Raw genomic sequence first — 16,895 nt, forward strand, 5'->3', positions numbered from 1 at the left:
ATAAGTTCTTCCAGCATAACAAAATTCCGGGACTTATGCGAGCTCCGGAATCTTAAGAGCATGCACCACGCATGCCGCGCAGATAAGCCCGATATCCTTGTCATGCTGCACCGATCTTATTTCCCGCACGTGAAATCCAACGTGCTTTGTTTGCATGAGCAGAAATATTTGATGCCCTGGTCCGATGTCTGCCCCAGGCAGTATCCTGTGTTGCACTCTCCCCCGTGCGCGCATTCCTGCCCGGCCTTCTTGGTGGGCCCCGTTTTAGTATCCACGGTGATGGTTTCGGTGCAGAAATCAAGCGGAGGTGCCTGGTTTCCGCGCGGACGGTCTCCGTCAAATGCGCACCGCTGGGGTTTCAATTCCTGCGGATTTGTTTTGCAGGGCTTGGCGCAAACAACGAGGCCGTTATCCTGGCACAACACGGCGGTGGCAAAACGCGAATCCATGGCGGTAACGCAAAAGTGGTCTGCCGCGGCAAGCGCTCCGCACGTCACCAGTTTCTTGTTCTGCTGGTAGAATTCGCATACATACGAGTCCACCGGCACATCCGTTTCAACCGTGCCCTGCGGTCCCTGCACTTTCACGGTTACATGCTTCTCTTGTTTTATGGTAAGGCGTGCGAGCTTTTCTCGGAAGAAGTCAAAAGCGCGCGCGACCGTACTACGGAAACTTCCCCACCATCTTCCCGGGACATTCCATAAATTTTTTGTGCCACCTGCTGGCTTCACAACCTCAACGACCTCATCTCCCGGAGTGCACTCAACATACATCTCCCGATACAAATCTCCTATCTGCGTTGCGCAGTCCGCGTTCACATTACAATTCGGGCATATGTGGCAGGTATTTTTCTCGTTTCCGCACACGCCCCCCTGCGGTGCGCCATCGCAATAAAACCCAGCCTTGCTCCCATTCATATCGCTCTTTTTTGCCGCACCAGGATGCGTAGCCATACACACGTCGGACGTAAGGGCCGTATACCCAACACAGGTTTTTCCTAATGCGACACAGACTTCGTTGCCCGAATCCATCGTGGCATCCTGGGAAGTTACCACATAATACGTCTTGCCGTTATACGGCACCGACTGGGGCTCGGCCTGGGCCAAAAACCCGATGCCCAGCACCCCAATAAGAACAATAAAAACAAAACTGGCAAACCAAAATGTTTTTTTCATAATACCGAGGATAAATAATATATGATTATATATGCCAGTATAGCAGACCGTGCATCCTTAAGCAATGAGGAAAACTATAAAAAAAGCCGGGCTTTCGCGACCCGGCTTTCGGAATTACAAAAATCTCAACAAAAGACATTAGAACATTTTCTTGCCAAACGCATTCCAGCGCTGCCAGAGGTGCCACGCCGTAGCAAGATACAAAAGTCCGACAACAAAAAAGATGATGCGGCCCGATACAATCGACATGCCGAGGTTCTTTCCCATAAGACCTGTCAAACCCAAATTAATGCCCGATACAACACTCACAAAAAATGCGATTTTATCTTTTTGATCCGTTTCGCCAAAAAGCTTCATACCACTCGTGTTCCAGCGAAACAGCATATACGCCGATGCCGCGCCCGATACTATCCACGCCAGGGTTAAAAGCGAACTCAAGGGGCTATAGAGGCCGGGAAAAGGGTTAAATGCCAGTAAGGGCGGAACTCCGCCGATAAAAAGAGCTAGAGACGCTACAACAAGACGCGCCTCCGACCACATGAAGCTGTAGTATTCAAGCTTCGCCGGATGCGTAAGTTCTTTAATGTTCATATATATGTATTATGAAATAATGTTCCCCATGATAGCACGCGCACCCACACCTCTGTCTACTCCGGAATGTTGTACAAGACTTCTAGAAATTTCCGGCAGTCGGCAACGCGGAACTCTCAACTGCAGGACGAAAACTTTTGCCTACGGCAAGGCCCGCGATCGAGCCGAAGATGGCTCCCGCAAGAAACTCCGAAAACCAATGGATGCCGACAGTGGCAACCCCGATGCCGACATAGAACGCATAGAGAAGAGCAAGAATGCGGACCATCCGGTTTTTCGGAAAAAGCGCGATAAGCGCGCAAGCGACCGCGAAAGAAACCGTGGTGTGGCTCGACGGCCAACCCCAGAACACTCCTCCCCGTAGAAATCCGAACCTAAAATTTTCGCTGATGTCCACCAGAGCGCTTCCATCAAAAAATTTCGGTTGCATCCGGCCGGTGAATGCCTTGTAGAACCAAGAAAGAAAAAGTCCTACAAGCGCCGCCTGTCCCATGGCGCCCGCAATAAGCACAATGCCGCTTCTCTCTCGCCATTTTCCATAGAAGTACATGCTAAGCGGAACAATAATGGGGAGAAGGCCGCCAAGTACCAGTGCGGGCACGAAATACGATCGAACGCTTGCATGCTGTGCTGCCACGTAATAGTTCCAGTCAAACCCCGAGGTGACGCATATCCATGTAAGCGCTATCGCAAGAGCGTGCCACGGCAGAATCCGCGGACGGAAGCACGCGGCAGCATTTCTCCAGAAGCCCCGGAAGAGAGTGCGAAAGAGGAAAAATTCTTTCGGCAATTCATTCGGCCTTCCGTGTTCATTTAGTTTACCGTTGTTGTCCATACCACACAGTGTATCTCTTTTCCCCTGCCCGAACAACGTGATGCTCTAAAACGCGGGCGAGGCGAGTGTGGCCCATGCCGTGAAGGAAAAGTTCGAAAAGCGGATCCGCGATCAGCTATTGACTAATATATTAAGATGCGGTATAATCTTATCAGCAGTACGTTGAAACTGATAAGGAGGCTGAAATGCGACGGATAATCGCAACAATCGCTGTTTTGTTTTTTATTCAGATTGCCGTAGCATTTCCCGCGAAGGCGGAAAAACTGCGGCATACCACCACCCCGGCCACTCCCGTCTGGAAGCAGGTCGGACGTCAGGCTCTTTGGCTGGTGAATTGGGACTGGAAATTGGCTCTGGGCGGATGGACCGTGCGGTTTCATCCTGGGCGGCTCGACGTTCTCGGCATTACTACGCTGGACGAGAGCCGAGTGGATATTTGGGTCCGGCGAAAGCAATCACCGGAGTCGGTGGCAGGGACGATAGTGCATGAACTTGCGCATGCATTCGACCACAAGTATCTTACTTTCGATATGCGCAAGGCTTGGATTGCTGCGCGAAATTTGCCGCCGGACACCCGGTGGTATACGCCGTGCAGCGGTTGCCGCGACCGCGGTTTATGCGACGATTGCGCGGACTATCATTTTGGGTCCGGCGATTTCGCGGAATGCGTAAGTTGGACACTGCAGGGACCAGCTTACGAATTTCAGAGTCTCCTTGGGCCGCCGCCGAACGAAGCGCAACAGGCGCTTATCCGGCAGTGGCTTACGGAATTGCCTCAAGCGGGCGGAAAGTAATTCTCCGCCCGTTTTTTATTGAGGTTCTCTTTACTTTCTTATTTAACAAAATAAGCAAGTAAAGAGATGAACAATGGTCTGGCGGATAATGGGAAAGGCAATATCAGGCATGACTGCCCGCCACGTATCCGGTGGTCCAGCACAATTGCAAAGAGTAGCCGCCGGAGGGACGGCGCACGTGCAGAAGGTCTCCGGTGATGTAGAGATTATCGAAAAGCAGTGAGCGCATGGTCTTCATATCCATCTCTTCCAGCACCACGCCTCCATCCGCCACGACAGCCCGGTCAAACCCCATAAGATGGGTGATGGTAAGCGGCAAGGCTTTCAGCGTGCGTGCTATCAGCTTTCGTTCTTCTTTGGTCACGCTGTGTACTTTTTTCTTCTCATCTATTTTGGAAAGAAGTTTTAAAAGATGGGTAGATGTGCCTGGGGGCGCTATCTCTTTAAAAACATTCTTCAGGTCCCTGTTCTTGTTCGCATCAAACGCCTTCCGTATGCGCTCATCCAACGCCCCCAAGTCGAGCTCCGGAAATGCATCAATGATGGCGGTTGCCGTTCCTGCCTGAAGCATATCTCCTACTTTGTCGGCGCTATTTAATATGATGGGGCCGGAAATTCCAAAATGCGTGAATAGCAAACTGCCAGTGCGCGAAAACTGTTTTTTGCCTTCCACAGAGAACGTGATTTTCATGGATTTGAGCGTTACGCCCGCAAGCGCCTTCACCCATGCCTCGCGGACTGCCAGAGGCACAATAGTGGGCGTTGGCGCCTTCACTTTGTGCCCCAGGTCTCTTAACCACGCAAAGCCGTCTCCCGTTGAGCCCGTCTCGGCGTGCGACATGCCGCCTGTAGCAAGAATGATCGCTCCTGCTGTATACGAAACCGAGCCGCACTGTACGCCCAAAACCTTCCGGCCATCCGTATTAATACGCGTTGTCTTCGCTTCCGTGCACACCGTCACCTTACCGTCGCGAAGATATGTTTCGAGCACCCGGAATATATCAAGCGCTTTTTGCGTCTTGGGGAAAGCGCGTTTGCGGTCTTCCACAACTAACGGAAGCCCCCGCGATTCAAAAAACTTGAAAGTGCTCTCAACGCCAAATTGCGAAAATGGCGAGGGCAGAAAACGCCCGCCGTTGCCGTAGTGCGCGAGAAGCTTGTGCGTATCAAATTCCGCGTTGGTGACGTTGCATCTGCCTCCGCCCGTGATTTTTAGTTTTTCACCAAGACGCTTATTCTTTTCCAGAAGCAACACGCGCTTGCCTCTTTCGGCCGCGCGTCCGGCCGCCATCATGCCCGATGCCCCGCCTCCAATGACAATGACATCGAATATTTCCTGTCTCATTTTTATCAGCATACGCTCATCTCTACTACTTGCCTATTTAACAATATAAGCAAGTAGATGAATTAGGCTTCCAGGTCGAGCGTTTGGTCAATACGTATCTGACTCACAAATTCCGGTACGTGGCTTACCAGTATCATGGCTCCCGTGTAGGCATCTAAAGCCTTGGCAATAACGGGCAAGTGGCGGAAGTTCATATGATTCGTAGGCTCATCCAGGATAAGCAGTCCCGGTTTCTGCAGTACCAGCCGTGCCAGCGACACCAAGCCTTTCTGGCCCTCCGAGAGACTGCCTACTTTGGCCTTAATGGCCTCCGAGTTTATTAAAAATCCCGCGGCAACGGAGCGGAGCTTTTCTTCGTCCACTTCATTTGTTGCCGACGCGAGCGACTGATATACCGTGTCTTCCGGCTTCAGCATAGAGAAATCCTGGCGGTAATATCCCACTTTCACGCCCGAAGTAATATGGGCCCCTTTTGCCGTGCCGTGCGCCAGAGACTCAAGCAGAGTGGACTTACCAATGCCGTTGGGACCTATAAGAAGCAGATGTTCATTTCTGCGAAGCGAAATATTAGTTTTCTTTGTGACCACTTTGTGGTTTTTCATGAGAGAAAACGAAGTCACCGACAAAAGCTCCCCTGAAACTTCAATGTCTGCCGGAATGGCGAAGGGACGGATGGTTTTGTCTTCCTTGCGCACATCAACCTGCTCTTCTTCAAGTTCCGCGGCTTTCTCGCGCATACGTTTGGCAAGCAATCGCAATCGTCCTCCCTTCATGGCAAAAAAGTTTGCCTTCTCTTTTTTCTCTATTGCCTCCTTGGCAAGTCGCGCATTCTTGCTGTTCTCTTTTTCGATGCGCACAGCTATTTGCGCCACCACATCGAAATAGTTTCCAATATAATTTTCCAGAAAGTGCGTGAATACATCCAGATAGAGCACGCCCTGGGTGAATGCATTCAAGAAATCAGCGTCATGTGAGATGACAATGCATGTGTTGGGGTAGCCAATAATGAACTTGGTGAGATGCGCAATGCCCGCCTTATCCAGATTGTTGGTCGGCTCGTCCAAAAGCAGAACATCCGGTTCCTGGATAAGTGCCGCGGCAAGTAGCAGCCGCGCCTGCTGGCCCCCGGAGCACGCCGTAATCCGCCGCTCAAGGGGTACCGATAAATTCACTGCCTCCAGCGCCGAGGCTATGCGCGGATCGATATCGTATATTTTTTTTGGGAACGACCTCTCAAAAAATTCCCGTATCGTGAGCTTCAAATATTCATGCGGCATGGCCTGCTTTGCTAGGGCGACAGTAAGTTCGGAGTCCACAATAACCTTGCCACGGTCCGGACGGAGTTCTTTCGTGATGAGATGGAACAGCGTGCTTTTGCCCGCCCCATTCTGTCCCATCAGGGTCAACTTCGCGCCGCGTCTCACGCTAAAACTCACCCCTTCCAAAATGGGTTTATGTGGCCCTCGCTCGAACGAGACCTCTTCAAATCGCATAATAACTTCGTTTTTAGCCATACAGGATTGCCGCTGTAGACAGCAAACTCTATAGTTCTAGACTCCCAGTTCTGAACCGCAAAAAACGGCAGTTTTTGAATTTCATACTTCAGAACCCAATTTTAAATCAAAAAGCCCGTGTTTACGCTGAAACCGGTGTTTGCGGGTATAGTAAAAGCACATCAAATACCGTTTTATATATCTCCTTTTACGAGCGGGGGTCTGGGACTATGCTAAAATGGGACTATGCGGCTACTGCTTCCAGCGATTTGTCCGAAGGCATACTAAATAAATCTGGCCTTGCATCCCGCAATTGTTTAAGCGCGAGGTTCGCCGCCGTGAGGGTGGCGTAGTTTCTGAATGGCGCGGAAGCATCTGCCGCGCCTCCGGTATTATGGTGAGCTTTTTCATGTATGTATACATCAGCAGCATGCTCCATGCCTGCAGCCAGAGTAGACCTGTGAAGATGGATTGAAAATCCATCGCTAAAACCAGCGGCAACGACCTGACCGGCCTTTTTTGCTTTATATACTCTGATCTCCGATGGCCGGTTATTGGGCAGGTAGACATCAATGGCAGTAAGTGTTTCTAAAAGTTCTTTTTCTTCTGTGCTTAATTCTTCGTTCGGAATATGTTCCACATCGGTCATTTCACGTAGTCGATCCATATAGGTTGGAAGGCCAACTGTCTCAAGCGCCGAACAAACCGCCGAGGGGAAAGTAACAAGTTCCAGTCCCACGTGTTGATTCTCATGCATTGCGTCAAAGTCTTGGGATCGGACATCGCGTATGGCGGTATTTTTTCCAAACATTTCTTGAAAAACACGTTTCCATGTCTCCCCATCTTTTGGCCAGAACTTTGTTTCGAATTCGAGTTTTTCCGCACCGCTCCAATTTTGACCTGCGGAATTTGCTTTGAATAAAAACTGTCTGATGGCATCCGGCGCGCTAAGTTCTGATAACGCATTCCCGATGAGTGGTTCCAATTCATCTTTTGCAACCTGCCGACGATCCCGATTTTTTATCTCAAGGTTAGGGAAATGATAGCTGAAGAGTAAGCTATGCTGGCCTGGTATAAGAATCTGCTTGACATAGAGCATTCCTCCGTCGAGAGATAATATATCTCCCACAGATGTCCTTTGTACCGGCTGGAGTCGTTCAAAAGAAAGTATCTTTGTATCTATGTTACGGAACTCTTGAACAAGTTTTTGCGTTGGGTTTTCGAAAGTTGTAGAGCTCGACTGATACCGTTGCTCTGTATCATCGTCGGGCAATTTACCCTTTACGCCATGCGTTATCCGGTACACCACTCGGTCTACGCGTTTATCGCCAATTTCCTGTTGCTGGACTTCTGGTTTGGCAACCCATTGCTGGGAACGAAGCACCATCTCGTTGCCGCTTCGGAGTGCCGCGGCAGACACCATTTTAAGTCCTTCACCGAATTTTCCTGCACTTTCTGATCCTCCCTTGGTTGATTGTAATACACCGAGCCAGCGGTAGTCGTAGCCCCGTCCGTCATCGTATATCTTCAGGGCCGCTATCTGATCGCTAGCATAATCTTTAAATTCGTCATGGGAGTGCCATTTATTATCTCTTGTTTTAAAGCGGAGACCGAACATCGTTCCTCCCGAATCTCTTGGAAGGTGATTCTGCGCAGCGTCAAGTAACATGCGCTCCTCGTTCCATAATTCTTTTCCGTATTCAAGCGTCAAAGAGGTCGGCAGTATCTCCTCATATGAATCGGGTGTAGACTCCTTGTCGCTCTTAACGCCGGCTACAAGAAGCGCGTTTTTTAGTGCGTATGGGAAATTTATCCTTTTTAGGGGCTTATTCTTGAAAATCTCCGGAATTTCGTAATCAGTCTCAATAACCGCATCTTCACCAAATGCTTCATGGAAAGCAGTTTTCCATGCTTCCGGGTATTGTGGCTTGAGATGGTATAAGGAGCACTCCAGCGCATTCGGATTGAGCTGGCTTTTCTTAAGGAGGGTTTTAATAATGTTCTTGCGTGAAAGTTCCGACAAAACCGTTGCTATTTTTCTATCAAGGTTATCTGTGATGATGGCATCCCGATCGCGATTTGTTTCTGCGTCATCAAAGTTATAGGAGAGCAGGGAGTCCTCGGTTGTCACCTGAATGCCTTTTACAAAAAATCCGCCTGGTTCCGTATCCACAATCTGCCCTGTCGTACCGATAAATGCCGGCCGATAATTTTCCCGAAGAGCGAGGACCTTTTTCTCCATGCCCAGAACCTCGCGCACAAAAGGTTTCGTAGGATGTCGAAAGGTCGTTCGGGAACCGACCATGGGCTTTCCATCAAGATATTGGACGCCGAAGGAAAGCTGCTCTACCGGCTGTTGTTTTTGATGCCGCGTATCGTGGAAAGTAACCGGCTTGGCCATTGGTTTTGCGAGCCAATTCTGGGATTCATACTCCAAGTTGAGTCCCTCCCGAAGCGCTGCTGCCGCTACCATTTTCATTCCTTCGCCAAATTGCCCACGCGATTCTTGTTCGCCAGATTTTGTTGAATAGAGTAATGCAAGGCTCTTTGCATCAAAGCCCACACCATCGTCCACGAAACGCACGGCTTCAATTTTCTCCGGTTCAGCCCTAGCTTCTACCAAAGAAACCCACTCGCCATCTATCTGGCATTGCACCCACACGCGCTCACCCTTGGAATCGGTTGGCAAGTGGTTTTGTACGCCATCAAGACAGACTCTCTCAACTCCCCAATGCTTTTTCTCATAATCAAGCGTGAGAGAAGTATCGAGCGTTTCTTCACGCTCGATTTTTTCAGGCCTTTTTTGATTCAGAATTTCGTCATCAGCAAATTCCGGTGCATGTTCTACGACACGATCAATATGCCGCAGTTGCCGTAATGTGGCGACAGCTTTTTCTGCCAAAAGATAAGAACGGCTAGAGACGCCGTACTGCGGTATAGACTCTCTCCTTCTTCTAAAAGGCGGGATTGAGCGAAGCGTTGTTTCGAGATACGACTTCCACCTTTCCAGAGCAGTTTCCTCTTTCTCGCGATGTTCGGGTGCGTAACGATCGGTAAGTTGCAGTACGCGAGTTAAGCGCAAACGGTCCCGATCGTCAAGGTTGCCATGCTCAAGAAATTCCAGCATTTCAGTTCGTGATGACTCAAGCGTTTTTTGAGCTTCAAAAAATTGAGCTTCTGTGCGTGAATTTTCCATACAGTTATAGTATAGCAGAAATTCAATAATATTTCCAGCGGCGATTCAAAGGTAGTGGCCCCTTTGTCGGATCAAAAACCAAAAACAGTCTCCAAGAGGCTGTTTTTCATCGTGCGCGCGGAGAAGACGCCGGAAAAATCATAGGGCACCGATGATTTATGCGCGGACAAGTGACACGATGTGGTCTATCGCAGTGGCAAGGTCCGAATACTGCGGAATGCCGTACCGCTCGCAGACGATGTCGACATTGCCCTTCCGCCAAAAGCCGTCGGGACAGACGACCATCAGTTTGCCGCTTTGCGCATAGAGCCCCATTTCCAAAAGCGAAATGGGAGATTTGGTATTCGGGTCAAAATACATGACAATATGATCGCTTTTTGCAAGAGCATCAAGTTCCCACTCGACTTGCGCGCGAAAAGCAGGATTGTCTTTTCGCTGTTCCCAGGTTGCGTCCCAACCATCCCGCCGCGGGTTCAGCAGAACCACCATTTCATCCGTAAGTTTTTGCACGACCATAGCCTGCCAATGTTCCGCAGTATCCATTTCAATGCTTCCTGCAAGAAAAATCTTGGGGTCGGTGGTTTCCGGTATCTGCTGTAGTGGTTTTATTTCAAGCATAGTACCTATGAAGCCCGATTGTAAGCTTTCTTTAAGCCCCCAATAAATTTCTTAATTTTAATTACTTTTAAGTTTCCGTCTATGCTGCGGGAACCATTTTGAGAGAAATAATCGCTCATCTTAAGAGATTATGAGGAAAATTACCGAATCTTCTTTTGATGAACATCGGTACGGAGTGAAAGAAATGGATCCATGCCCTGAGATAGTGCTTTTTAACATAGATATTCTCGTTGCGCATGACCAGGAGACCGAATATCGCCAGGATTGTTTCTCGATAACGATCATGGTTATTTGTGCGCAGAGTTTCCCGCCATAGCGTTATAACCCTTTCGTTTTCAGGAATATCGAGAATGGTTTCTACGGAAAAAAGAGACTTCGTTCCCAGTACGCTGAATATTTCATGTGCATCCGGGTTGCCGATGGTGAGGTACTTGCCTTTGTAGGTGCAAAATATTCTTGGAAAAGGATCGTTCCCCGTTCGATCCTCTATAAAAAACGGAAGGTTAATGCGGCGCTCATCCAATTCTTTCTTTAAGCGCTTAATTTGTTTCTTCCCGTAATAATCGACGACGAAATGCTTGGGATGCGGGACAATGATTATCATCTCTCGCTTGTGCGAAATGTAATCCAGGAGCTCTCCTTCGGTAAGATTCGCGAAAATTTCTTTATTGGGCAGAATCCGATGATGAAGTTTTTCGATACTGGCCTTCAAGTCGTCATGATCTCCAAAAGTCAGCAATTCCCTTCTTGTCACCAGCTTCAATATGCCGTCGGCTAGCCCCTTTTTTATTTTCCACTGAATGCCCGGGACGACAAGTACCTTTTTTGTGGAAAAACTCATTGCCTGGTCTATCAATAACGGAACTACATTGTGGTCCGATATCCCCAAAATCGCATATTCATTTTCCTTTAATATTTTTTCTAAATATGCCACATACTCCTGAACGGTAGTCGAGCTGTCATGAGATCTATCCGAGTGAACATGAAAAAGAAAAAAGAGACGCTGATTCATGAAATAATTCTATCATGGTCTCATAAATATGTTTATGTTTGTCAACTGCGCTGACTCATGCGGGCGATTTAGGACGGTGCGGGAAAATTCTTGATGACCACAATGGATTTATTCAAAATAAAAAGTGCCGGTATTGGTGGCACTCACAGGCGTCCGTAGCGTCTGTAGATAGCATTTCGAGGGATACCGAAGAATGGGGTTGCGCCAGGCTTTAGTGTCACGGGGATCTCGTTTCGAATAACCCCGAACGTGTGTCCTTCGAATTTGTAGACCACAGTTCCGGCCCGAAGGTCTTTCTTTAAGCCGGATTCTTCTTTGGCGACTTTACGCAAAAGAACTAGTTTTTCCGCCACGGGATTTCTCCTCTCGATGAATTTTTTAGGATTTCAATTTTATTTTTAGAATAGCAGACATTGTAAGTCCCGTAAAGCTCCCTGTAGATATTTTTTTCGAGCAGGGGAATGGAATAGAACAAAATGGGAACCTTTTTAACGCCCTTTCTCTAAAAAGTTTTTACCCCGTCCAGCGCTAGCAGCCGGACGGGGTTTTTGTTTTTATTATACTCCTCCTTCTAAAATTTGTCAAGGTCTTAAGGTGCCGGATTTAAACTCGAATATAAATTATAGATTGCCATATTTAGAGCATGGATGCGGGTGTTCGCGTAAAGCGCCAGGGCAAAAAGATTTCTAGGCCGACAAGAATCAGGAACGATCCGAGCGCGCCCCAAAAACCCGCATATCGCATAGTATGTGCAAGACCGTTGCCCTTCTTGAGGATTTCAATATCGGTAACATAGACGACTTCACAGGCGCCATTGCCGGTGTCGGTGCGCGTAGTGCTGGTGTTTCTTGTGTAGAGCGTCTGGCCGCCTTTCATCTGTACGCGATAGTCTGCCAGGTACCCTTGCACGCGAACCTGGTCCCCGATGATTACGTTTCGTATGCGGTGGGCGACGTTCTCATCGGCAGGAATAAGATGGTTATTGGACCCCGAAAGACCGCTAAATGGAGGGGAGAAATCCTGTTCCCAGCGCCCAAAACAAGTAAACTCTCCGCTCGAGAACTTCACTTTTTTGTACGCCCCGCTTTTGATATTATCACCCCATACGACGCAAATATCTTTCATATTCCCCGGATCGTTCTTATGCGTAAAATCAAAAATATTGTCGGCATCGTACAGCGATACTACCAATCCATAGAGCTCATAGCTGTAGTGCGGCATGAGCGTGTAGGCATATCCTTTGATATCAATCTTGTTCGGCTCCACGACAACCGCCTCCTGTTTTGGCTCGTTCTCAAGCACCGCCGGAAGAATCTCGGCAGTACTGGGAAGGGCGGGTTTATAAAAGAAAGAGCCTGCGTAAGCAAGGAGCGAGATGTAAAGCATGCCTTTAAATGCCCGCGTGAGAAATTTCATTTAGAGATTTGTTGTGAACTGCGCAGCGTCCGGATCGCAATTGCACCGTCTATAAGATACACCACCAACAACCCATTCACGGCCAGGTTCCCTCCGGACAGCATCTCTGGTGTCGTGAGAAACACATATATCTTATTTCCGACAAGATACGCAATGAGCGCAATGGCGCTTGCAAGGTTCCGCCTGTATATGCCGTAGGCAAGCGCAAGAATAATAAACGCATCAACGGCCGCATAGGATTCGATATATCCCGTCACAACAGCTCCGAGCATGACAAGCCCGGCAAGCACCGCGGCAATGAATGCATTTCTGACTTTCTTCTCAAGCTTTCTCTGATTCACCTGGTCTAGGGCAGATGTGTCGCTTTCCCCGCCCGTCAACGTCGGCGCGCGGCTTGCAAGGCGTACCCCGAAATCTGCATGCTCTTGGGTGAGTTGAGGCGAAAGCGGGCTCGGTGCTGAAAATGTCGCCGGGGGCTCTGGTGCCAAAGTCTGAAGAAAAGGGTCTACCATCTTGCCGCAACTCCAACATTCCTCGCCCGCCCGCTTGATAACTACTCCGCAGTTGTTGCAATTCATATTTGTTTAGGCCCCACTATTTAATATTTATGATATCAATACTCCTCGAACGCACTCACCTATCACAAGTTGGCTTCCACGGACGGCTATTCGAGCGGGATTCCTGTCAGGTATGAATCTCTGTCGAAGCTATTAATCTCGTATACGGCGTCCCAATCATACCCAAGCCTCACAAAAGCTTCTGCCGTTTTAATCCATCGCTTTTCTCCAATATCTCCGCTTGGATACAGCCTGTACACCTTGGGGTCTTGCGCAACCGTTGCCCGTACAAGATCGGAGATTGCAAATGTATCCACCGCTGTCCGTGTCACCGTGATGACATTTTCCCAACGAAGATGCCCGTAACTATTAAATACTTTTGGGCTCAAGATAAGACGTTTGAATTGTTTGCCATTTTTATACTTCACGATATATACGTCTATATCCCCGGCCGCTCGTATCAATGCACCTTCCGTAATAGCGGGAGAACTGCTTGTCCAAAGGGGGTGGGCCGCAATAAATGCCCGCGTTGCGCTCCCGTAGTGTCCGTCCGGCGGAGAGATGCCCGCCGCCACCTGAAATTCCACGAGAGCCGCTTTCGTTATCACGCCAAAATAACCGGTCGCACCCGCGTCGGCAAGGCGCAAGGCGGCAACACCCGAATCAGCTTGTATCAAATATTTCTGGAGCGCCACGACCGCGGCGCCCGATGAGCCAATATCCAAATCGCTTATAGGAAGAGAGCCTCCCACACTTCCCGTCGTCGGTATGAACGCGAGAGCGTCCATAATAAGCAGGGGCAACGTAATATTGCCGGCGATGGCGCTGATAAATACGCCACGGAAGTTCGTCACAAGAAACCGCGACAGTGCAATACTGTCGGAAGTTTGCGCGAGAATTACGGAGAGATACCCTATTTTTTCTTGAAGCGAGAATTCTCCCGTCAGGCGCGGGAACGGGTCCACCGGCGTGCCGGAGCTGTTGTGTATCTCAAAGTGGAGATGCGCCGGTCCGCCCGAAGCGTTGCCGGTATTGCCTACATAGCCGATAAGAGACCCTTGAGCGAGTACCAGTCCGGAAACCACGCCCTCCCCGATGCGATCGAGATGATAATAAACAAATGTCTCGCCTCCGGGATTTGCCGTGTACACCGCGATTCCCTCGCTTGCGCCCGCATTCGTGCTTGTGTGCGTAACGACGGCATTGGTCGGCGAAATAATGGGCGTACCCTTAACGGCCATGATGTCTTCGCCTTCGTGCGTGCGTGCGCCGCCGTCACGCGGGTCACCAAAGTTCGGCTCGATGTCTTGGACCCCCACGCCAAAAAGTACCGGCATCATCACAACGGTACTGGCCGTGTCGCCTAACGCGCTGATTTTTTGCTGTAAACCGCCCGACTGCTCCCGATATTCCCGTATTCTTCGCTGGCGATCGCCTAAGGGCTCGCTTGAACCATCATACTGCAACCATGTTTTTGAAGTGGTCGCGGTATAGCTTGATGAACGTCTTGTCCGTGCCGCCGTCACTGCAGGCAGCACCGCAAACGCGAACAACAGGATCACAACCGCATAACACGCGGCATGCTTCAGAAATTTTCCATTGAGAGGGACCCTCATACAACTCAATTGTAGCACAGTAATGCAACTGACATAAGATGTTATCACTTCTTGGCGCTTTTCACATAAGCGGGAGATTCTACTTTTTCCATTATATTGCGCGATTACAAAAATAGCGTTATATCTCTCAACAAAACACCCACCTACATATATAAACCCAATTTTGCCGCAGTTGGCCAGAATGGTTTTCAGCGATATGTGATTTTAGGATTTACAGATAAAAATCTTTATGTGTTAGAAAGTCTTTTTTTATGGGAATGCGACCTATGTGTTTGGTGAGCGCTGGGAAGAACTCTCTAAGAAGACAAAAGCCGAAATTTTAAATGAGGGATCTCATCAGGAAAGATTCATTCACCACAAAAGCTGGACGAACGATATAAAAAAACTCTTTCAGGTAAAAAAGAAAAACCACCGATTCACTCAGCGGTTTTTCTTCTCTGGATACGGCACTCAGCCGATATGACGTGGGTGGGACGGAGAATCTCGTTTAGTGACGGCTTTAGGGCTCCGATACTAAACTAGACTGCTGCGGGGCTAGGAGTCGAATTAGTTCGGTCGCCCTAGGATCCTACCCTCGAATCTATTGCAAAATCTTGGCTCGGGCCACATGCACCGCAGGAGGATTCGAAATAAGCTAAGTTATTTCATCAAGCAAATTGTAGCCGGGGATCTGATCATTTTTTCCTTTTACTGCCTAGAAATCATCGCGGTTAGCGCGTTCCGGGTTATTTCGCCGAAGTATCCGTAGGTCGGCTTTATGCCGTATTTTTCCTGAAGCATCTTTACTGCATCACGAGTAATGCGGCCAAAATATCCGGTAACAAGATCCACCGGATAGCCAACCTCGTTTATCAGAAGGGCCTGAAGATGTCTTACGTCGTCGCCGGTCGAACCGATAGTCAAATTCCGCGAAAAGGCCGCAAGGCCATTGGTCTTTGTATGAGATTGGGCGGTTGAAGAAGCGGTGACCGTAAACGACGGATTCGAATCACCCATGGAGAAGTTTCTGGTTCCGTTACTGTCATTTCCTTCCGCCCAAATATTCGCATAGTATGTCTTTGACGGGCTAAGAGTGGGTCCAAAATAAGGCGAACTAAGGGGAGGCCCATTATACGTATATGTTCCCTCTGCTGTTCCTGCCGCTATAGAAAAACCGCCATAACCCCAGATATAATTAGCACCATCATAGACTTGTAGATTAAAAAGTCCTCCCGGCCAGCTACTCGGAACAGTCCAACGGAATTGAGGTGTGAGTGAATCTTGGACGCCGCTCGGACTCAAAATAGTAGTTTTGCTGACAATATTCCTCGCTATAGAAGACGCCGGACCCTCAACTCCGGAATTATTTAGAGCTACCAGGTAAGCGTTATATTCACCGGCTGCATAGGAAGACGACTGTCCAGCCGGGCCATACATACCCCAATATCCCCCTCCGGAAGTTGTACAATTTCTCATCATCCACGTGCCGGAATATATATAACCGCTGCATGTAGAATTTATCGAGGCGGGACTGGTAAAGGTCGCAACAGCGGAAAAGGAAGATTCGCCCGGTTTTTTCAGATATAGCCGGAAAGCTTGGACATCAGAAACGTTTGCCGAGTACGAAAATCCTATTGCAAGCTGATAAGTGCCTACGGGGGGCTGACCATTAAATCCTTTGTACCAGCCGATAGTAACGCTGGTTGGCGCAATGACTGATGTTGGCGTAGGAATTGGTGTTGGCGTAGGAGTTGGGGTTGGGGTGGGAGTTGGTGTGGGAACTGCGCCATCCCAGGCGAACTGGCCTCCGCTAAAGTTGAGAACCGCCTGAGAACAGCCGCTTTGGAGAGCATATCTATGGACTGGGGAGTAATGAACATTGCCGGCGCTATCAGTAAGACGGACGGTGGTATTATATTCTAGCGGCACGACATTGCTCAACGAGTGCTGGGTTTTATAGAGAGAATTGCCAACAGACCTACCTTCTTCAGGGTAACCGATGTAGATCTGAGCGGGAATGTCCGAGTTAACCGTGATGCTCTTGGCCGGCCATAAGGGCACATCGCCCAATGCAACATTATTCGTTGCGAGAGGACTGATAGTACGATCACCGTTCACCAGATCAAACAAGAAAGACCTTAAATATAAACTATTGTCTGGGTTGCGAAATATAGCAGCAACATGGCCTAGCTGAAGGTAGCAACTAGTATAAAACGGAAATGGTTTAGGTTTAACTGTGGTAACGTCCGTCGTTATAGTTGAGAAAGA

Annotated in this window: 14 protein-coding genes; 1 reads left to right on the plus strand and 13 read right to left on the minus strand. The window is 49.0% G+C overall.

The window, feature by feature from the left end:
* Positions 1 to 116: 116 nt before the first annotated feature.
* The 3 genes from Q7S09_03005 to Q7S09_03015 all read right to left on the minus strand — a co-directional run bounded on the left by Q7S09_03005 (position 117) and on the right by Q7S09_03015 (position 2,601).
* The gene (locus Q7S09_03005) at positions 117 to 1,175 is read right to left on the minus strand and encodes a hypothetical protein (protein MDO8558132.1); all 1,059 of its coding nucleotides are present in this window, start codon (positions 1,173 to 1,175) and stop codon (positions 117 to 119) included.
* 138 nt (positions 1,176 to 1,313) lie between these two features.
* Positions 1,314 to 1,766 carry a hypothetical protein gene (locus Q7S09_03010; protein ID MDO8558133.1) on the minus strand — a complete coding sequence of 151 codons (453 nt, stop codon included), beginning with the start codon at positions 1,764 to 1,766 and terminating at the stop codon, positions 1,314 to 1,316.
* Positions 1,767 to 1,848: 82 nt separating this feature from the next.
* Positions 1,849 to 2,601: a phosphatase PAP2 family protein gene (locus Q7S09_03015; protein MDO8558134.1), complete on the minus strand. Its 753-nt coding sequence runs from the start codon at positions 2,599 to 2,601 to the stop codon at positions 1,849 to 1,851.
* Between the two features lie 185 nt (positions 2,602 to 2,786).
* Here Q7S09_03015 and Q7S09_03020 point away from each other — a divergent pair, with 185 nt between their 5' ends.
* Complete coding sequence (locus Q7S09_03020) at positions 2,787 to 3,395, plus strand: hypothetical protein (GenBank protein MDO8558135.1); 609 nt, start codon at positions 2,787 to 2,789, stop codon at positions 3,393 to 3,395.
* Between the two features lie 103 nt (positions 3,396 to 3,498).
* On the opposite strand, the gene Q7S09_03025 is transcribed toward Q7S09_03020, so the two are convergent.
* The 10 genes from Q7S09_03025 to Q7S09_03070 form a co-directional block, all read right to left on the minus strand.
* Positions 3,499 to 4,752 (minus strand): NAD(P)/FAD-dependent oxidoreductase, encoded by a 1,254-nt coding sequence (locus tag Q7S09_03025; protein ID MDO8558136.1) that lies wholly within the window; start codon positions 4,750 to 4,752, stop codon positions 3,499 to 3,501.
* A gap of 50 nt (positions 4,753 to 4,802) precedes the next feature.
* Positions 4,803 to 6,254, minus strand: a complete 1,452-nt coding sequence (locus tag Q7S09_03030) for an ATP-binding cassette domain-containing protein (GenBank protein MDO8558137.1) — start codon at positions 6,252 to 6,254, stop codon at positions 4,803 to 4,805.
* A gap of 223 nt (positions 6,255 to 6,477) precedes the next feature.
* Positions 6,478 to 9,429 (minus strand): hypothetical protein, encoded by a 2,952-nt coding sequence (locus Q7S09_03035; protein ID MDO8558138.1) that lies wholly within the window; start codon positions 9,427 to 9,429, stop codon positions 6,478 to 6,480.
* A 156-nt stretch (positions 9,430 to 9,585) separates the two neighbouring features.
* Positions 9,586 to 10,047, minus strand: a complete 462-nt coding sequence (locus tag Q7S09_03040) for a nucleoside 2-deoxyribosyltransferase domain-containing protein (protein MDO8558139.1) — start codon at positions 10,045 to 10,047, stop codon at positions 9,586 to 9,588.
* A 115-nt stretch (positions 10,048 to 10,162) separates the two neighbouring features.
* Positions 10,163 to 11,059 carry a hypothetical protein gene (locus Q7S09_03045; GenBank protein MDO8558140.1) on the minus strand — a complete coding sequence of 299 codons (897 nt, stop codon included), beginning with the start codon at positions 11,057 to 11,059 and terminating at the stop codon, positions 10,163 to 10,165.
* 143 nt (positions 11,060 to 11,202) lie between these two features.
* Positions 11,203 to 11,412 carry a hypothetical protein gene (locus Q7S09_03050; protein ID MDO8558141.1) on the minus strand — a complete coding sequence of 70 codons (210 nt, stop codon included), beginning with the start codon at positions 11,410 to 11,412 and terminating at the stop codon, positions 11,203 to 11,205.
* 283 nt (positions 11,413 to 11,695) lie between these two features.
* A complete protein-coding gene (locus tag Q7S09_03055) occupies positions 11,696 to 12,475 on the minus strand; it encodes a hypothetical protein (protein MDO8558142.1) in 780 nt (259 codons plus the stop codon).
* Entirely contained in the window at positions 12,472 to 13,053 is a 582-nt protein-coding gene (locus Q7S09_03060) for a hypothetical protein (GenBank protein ID MDO8558143.1), read from the minus strand. Before Q7S09_03060 ends, Q7S09_03055 begins: the two co-directional genes overlap by 4 nt.
* A gap of 86 nt (positions 13,054 to 13,139) precedes the next feature.
* Positions 13,140 to 14,648: a peptidoglycan DD-metalloendopeptidase family protein gene (locus Q7S09_03065; protein MDO8558144.1), complete on the minus strand. Its 1,509-nt coding sequence runs from the start codon at positions 14,646 to 14,648 to the stop codon at positions 13,140 to 13,142.
* A 687-nt stretch (positions 14,649 to 15,335) separates the two neighbouring features.
* Positions 15,336 to 16,895 (minus strand): peptidoglycan-binding domain-containing protein (locus tag Q7S09_03070; GenBank protein MDO8558145.1); only part of this gene is annotated, 1,560 nt, incomplete at its 5' end.

The sequence above is a fragment of the bacterium genome (genome assembly GCA_030649025.1).
Taxonomy (GTDB): Bacteria; Patescibacteriota; Minisyncoccia; order JAUYLV01; family JAUYLV01; genus JAUSGO01.

Coding starts and splice junctions, on each gene's coding strand:
- Q7S09_03005 (MDO8558132.1), bottom strand. CDS start 1,175: ATGAAAAAAACATTTTGGTTTGCCAGTTTTGTTTTTATTGTTCTTATT.
- Q7S09_03010 (MDO8558133.1), bottom strand. CDS start 1,766: ATGAACATTAAAGAACTTACGCATCCGGCGAAGCTTGAATACTACAGC.
- Q7S09_03015 (MDO8558134.1), bottom strand. CDS start 2,601: ATGGACAACAACGGTAAACTAAATGAACACGGAAGGCCGAATGAATTG.
- Q7S09_03020 (MDO8558135.1), top strand. CDS start 2,787: ATGCGACGGATAATCGCAACAATCGCTGTTTTGTTTTTTATTCAGATT.
- Q7S09_03025 (MDO8558136.1), bottom strand. CDS start 4,752: ATGCTGATAAAAATGAGACAGGAAATATTCGATGTCATTGTCATTGGA.
- Q7S09_03030 (MDO8558137.1), bottom strand. CDS start 6,254: ATGGCTAAAAACGAAGTTATTATGCGATTTGAAGAGGTCTCGTTCGAG.
- Q7S09_03035 (MDO8558138.1), bottom strand. CDS start 9,429: ATGGAAAATTCACGCACAGAAGCTCAATTTTTTGAAGCTCAAAAAACG.
- Q7S09_03040 (MDO8558139.1), bottom strand. CDS start 10,047: ATGCTTGAAATAAAACCACTACAGCAGATACCGGAAACCACCGACCCC.
- Q7S09_03045 (MDO8558140.1), bottom strand. CDS start 11,059: ATGAATCAGCGTCTCTTTTTTCTTTTTCATGTTCACTCGGATAGATCT.
- Q7S09_03055 (MDO8558142.1), bottom strand. CDS start 12,475: ATGAAATTTCTCACGCGGGCATTTAAAGGCATGCTTTACATCTCGCTC.
- Q7S09_03060 (MDO8558143.1), bottom strand. CDS start 13,053: ATGAATTGCAACAACTGCGGAGTAGTTATCAAGCGGGCGGGCGAGGAA.
- Q7S09_03065 (MDO8558144.1), bottom strand. CDS start 14,648: ATGAGGGTCCCTCTCAATGGAAAATTTCTGAAGCATGCCGCGTGTTAT.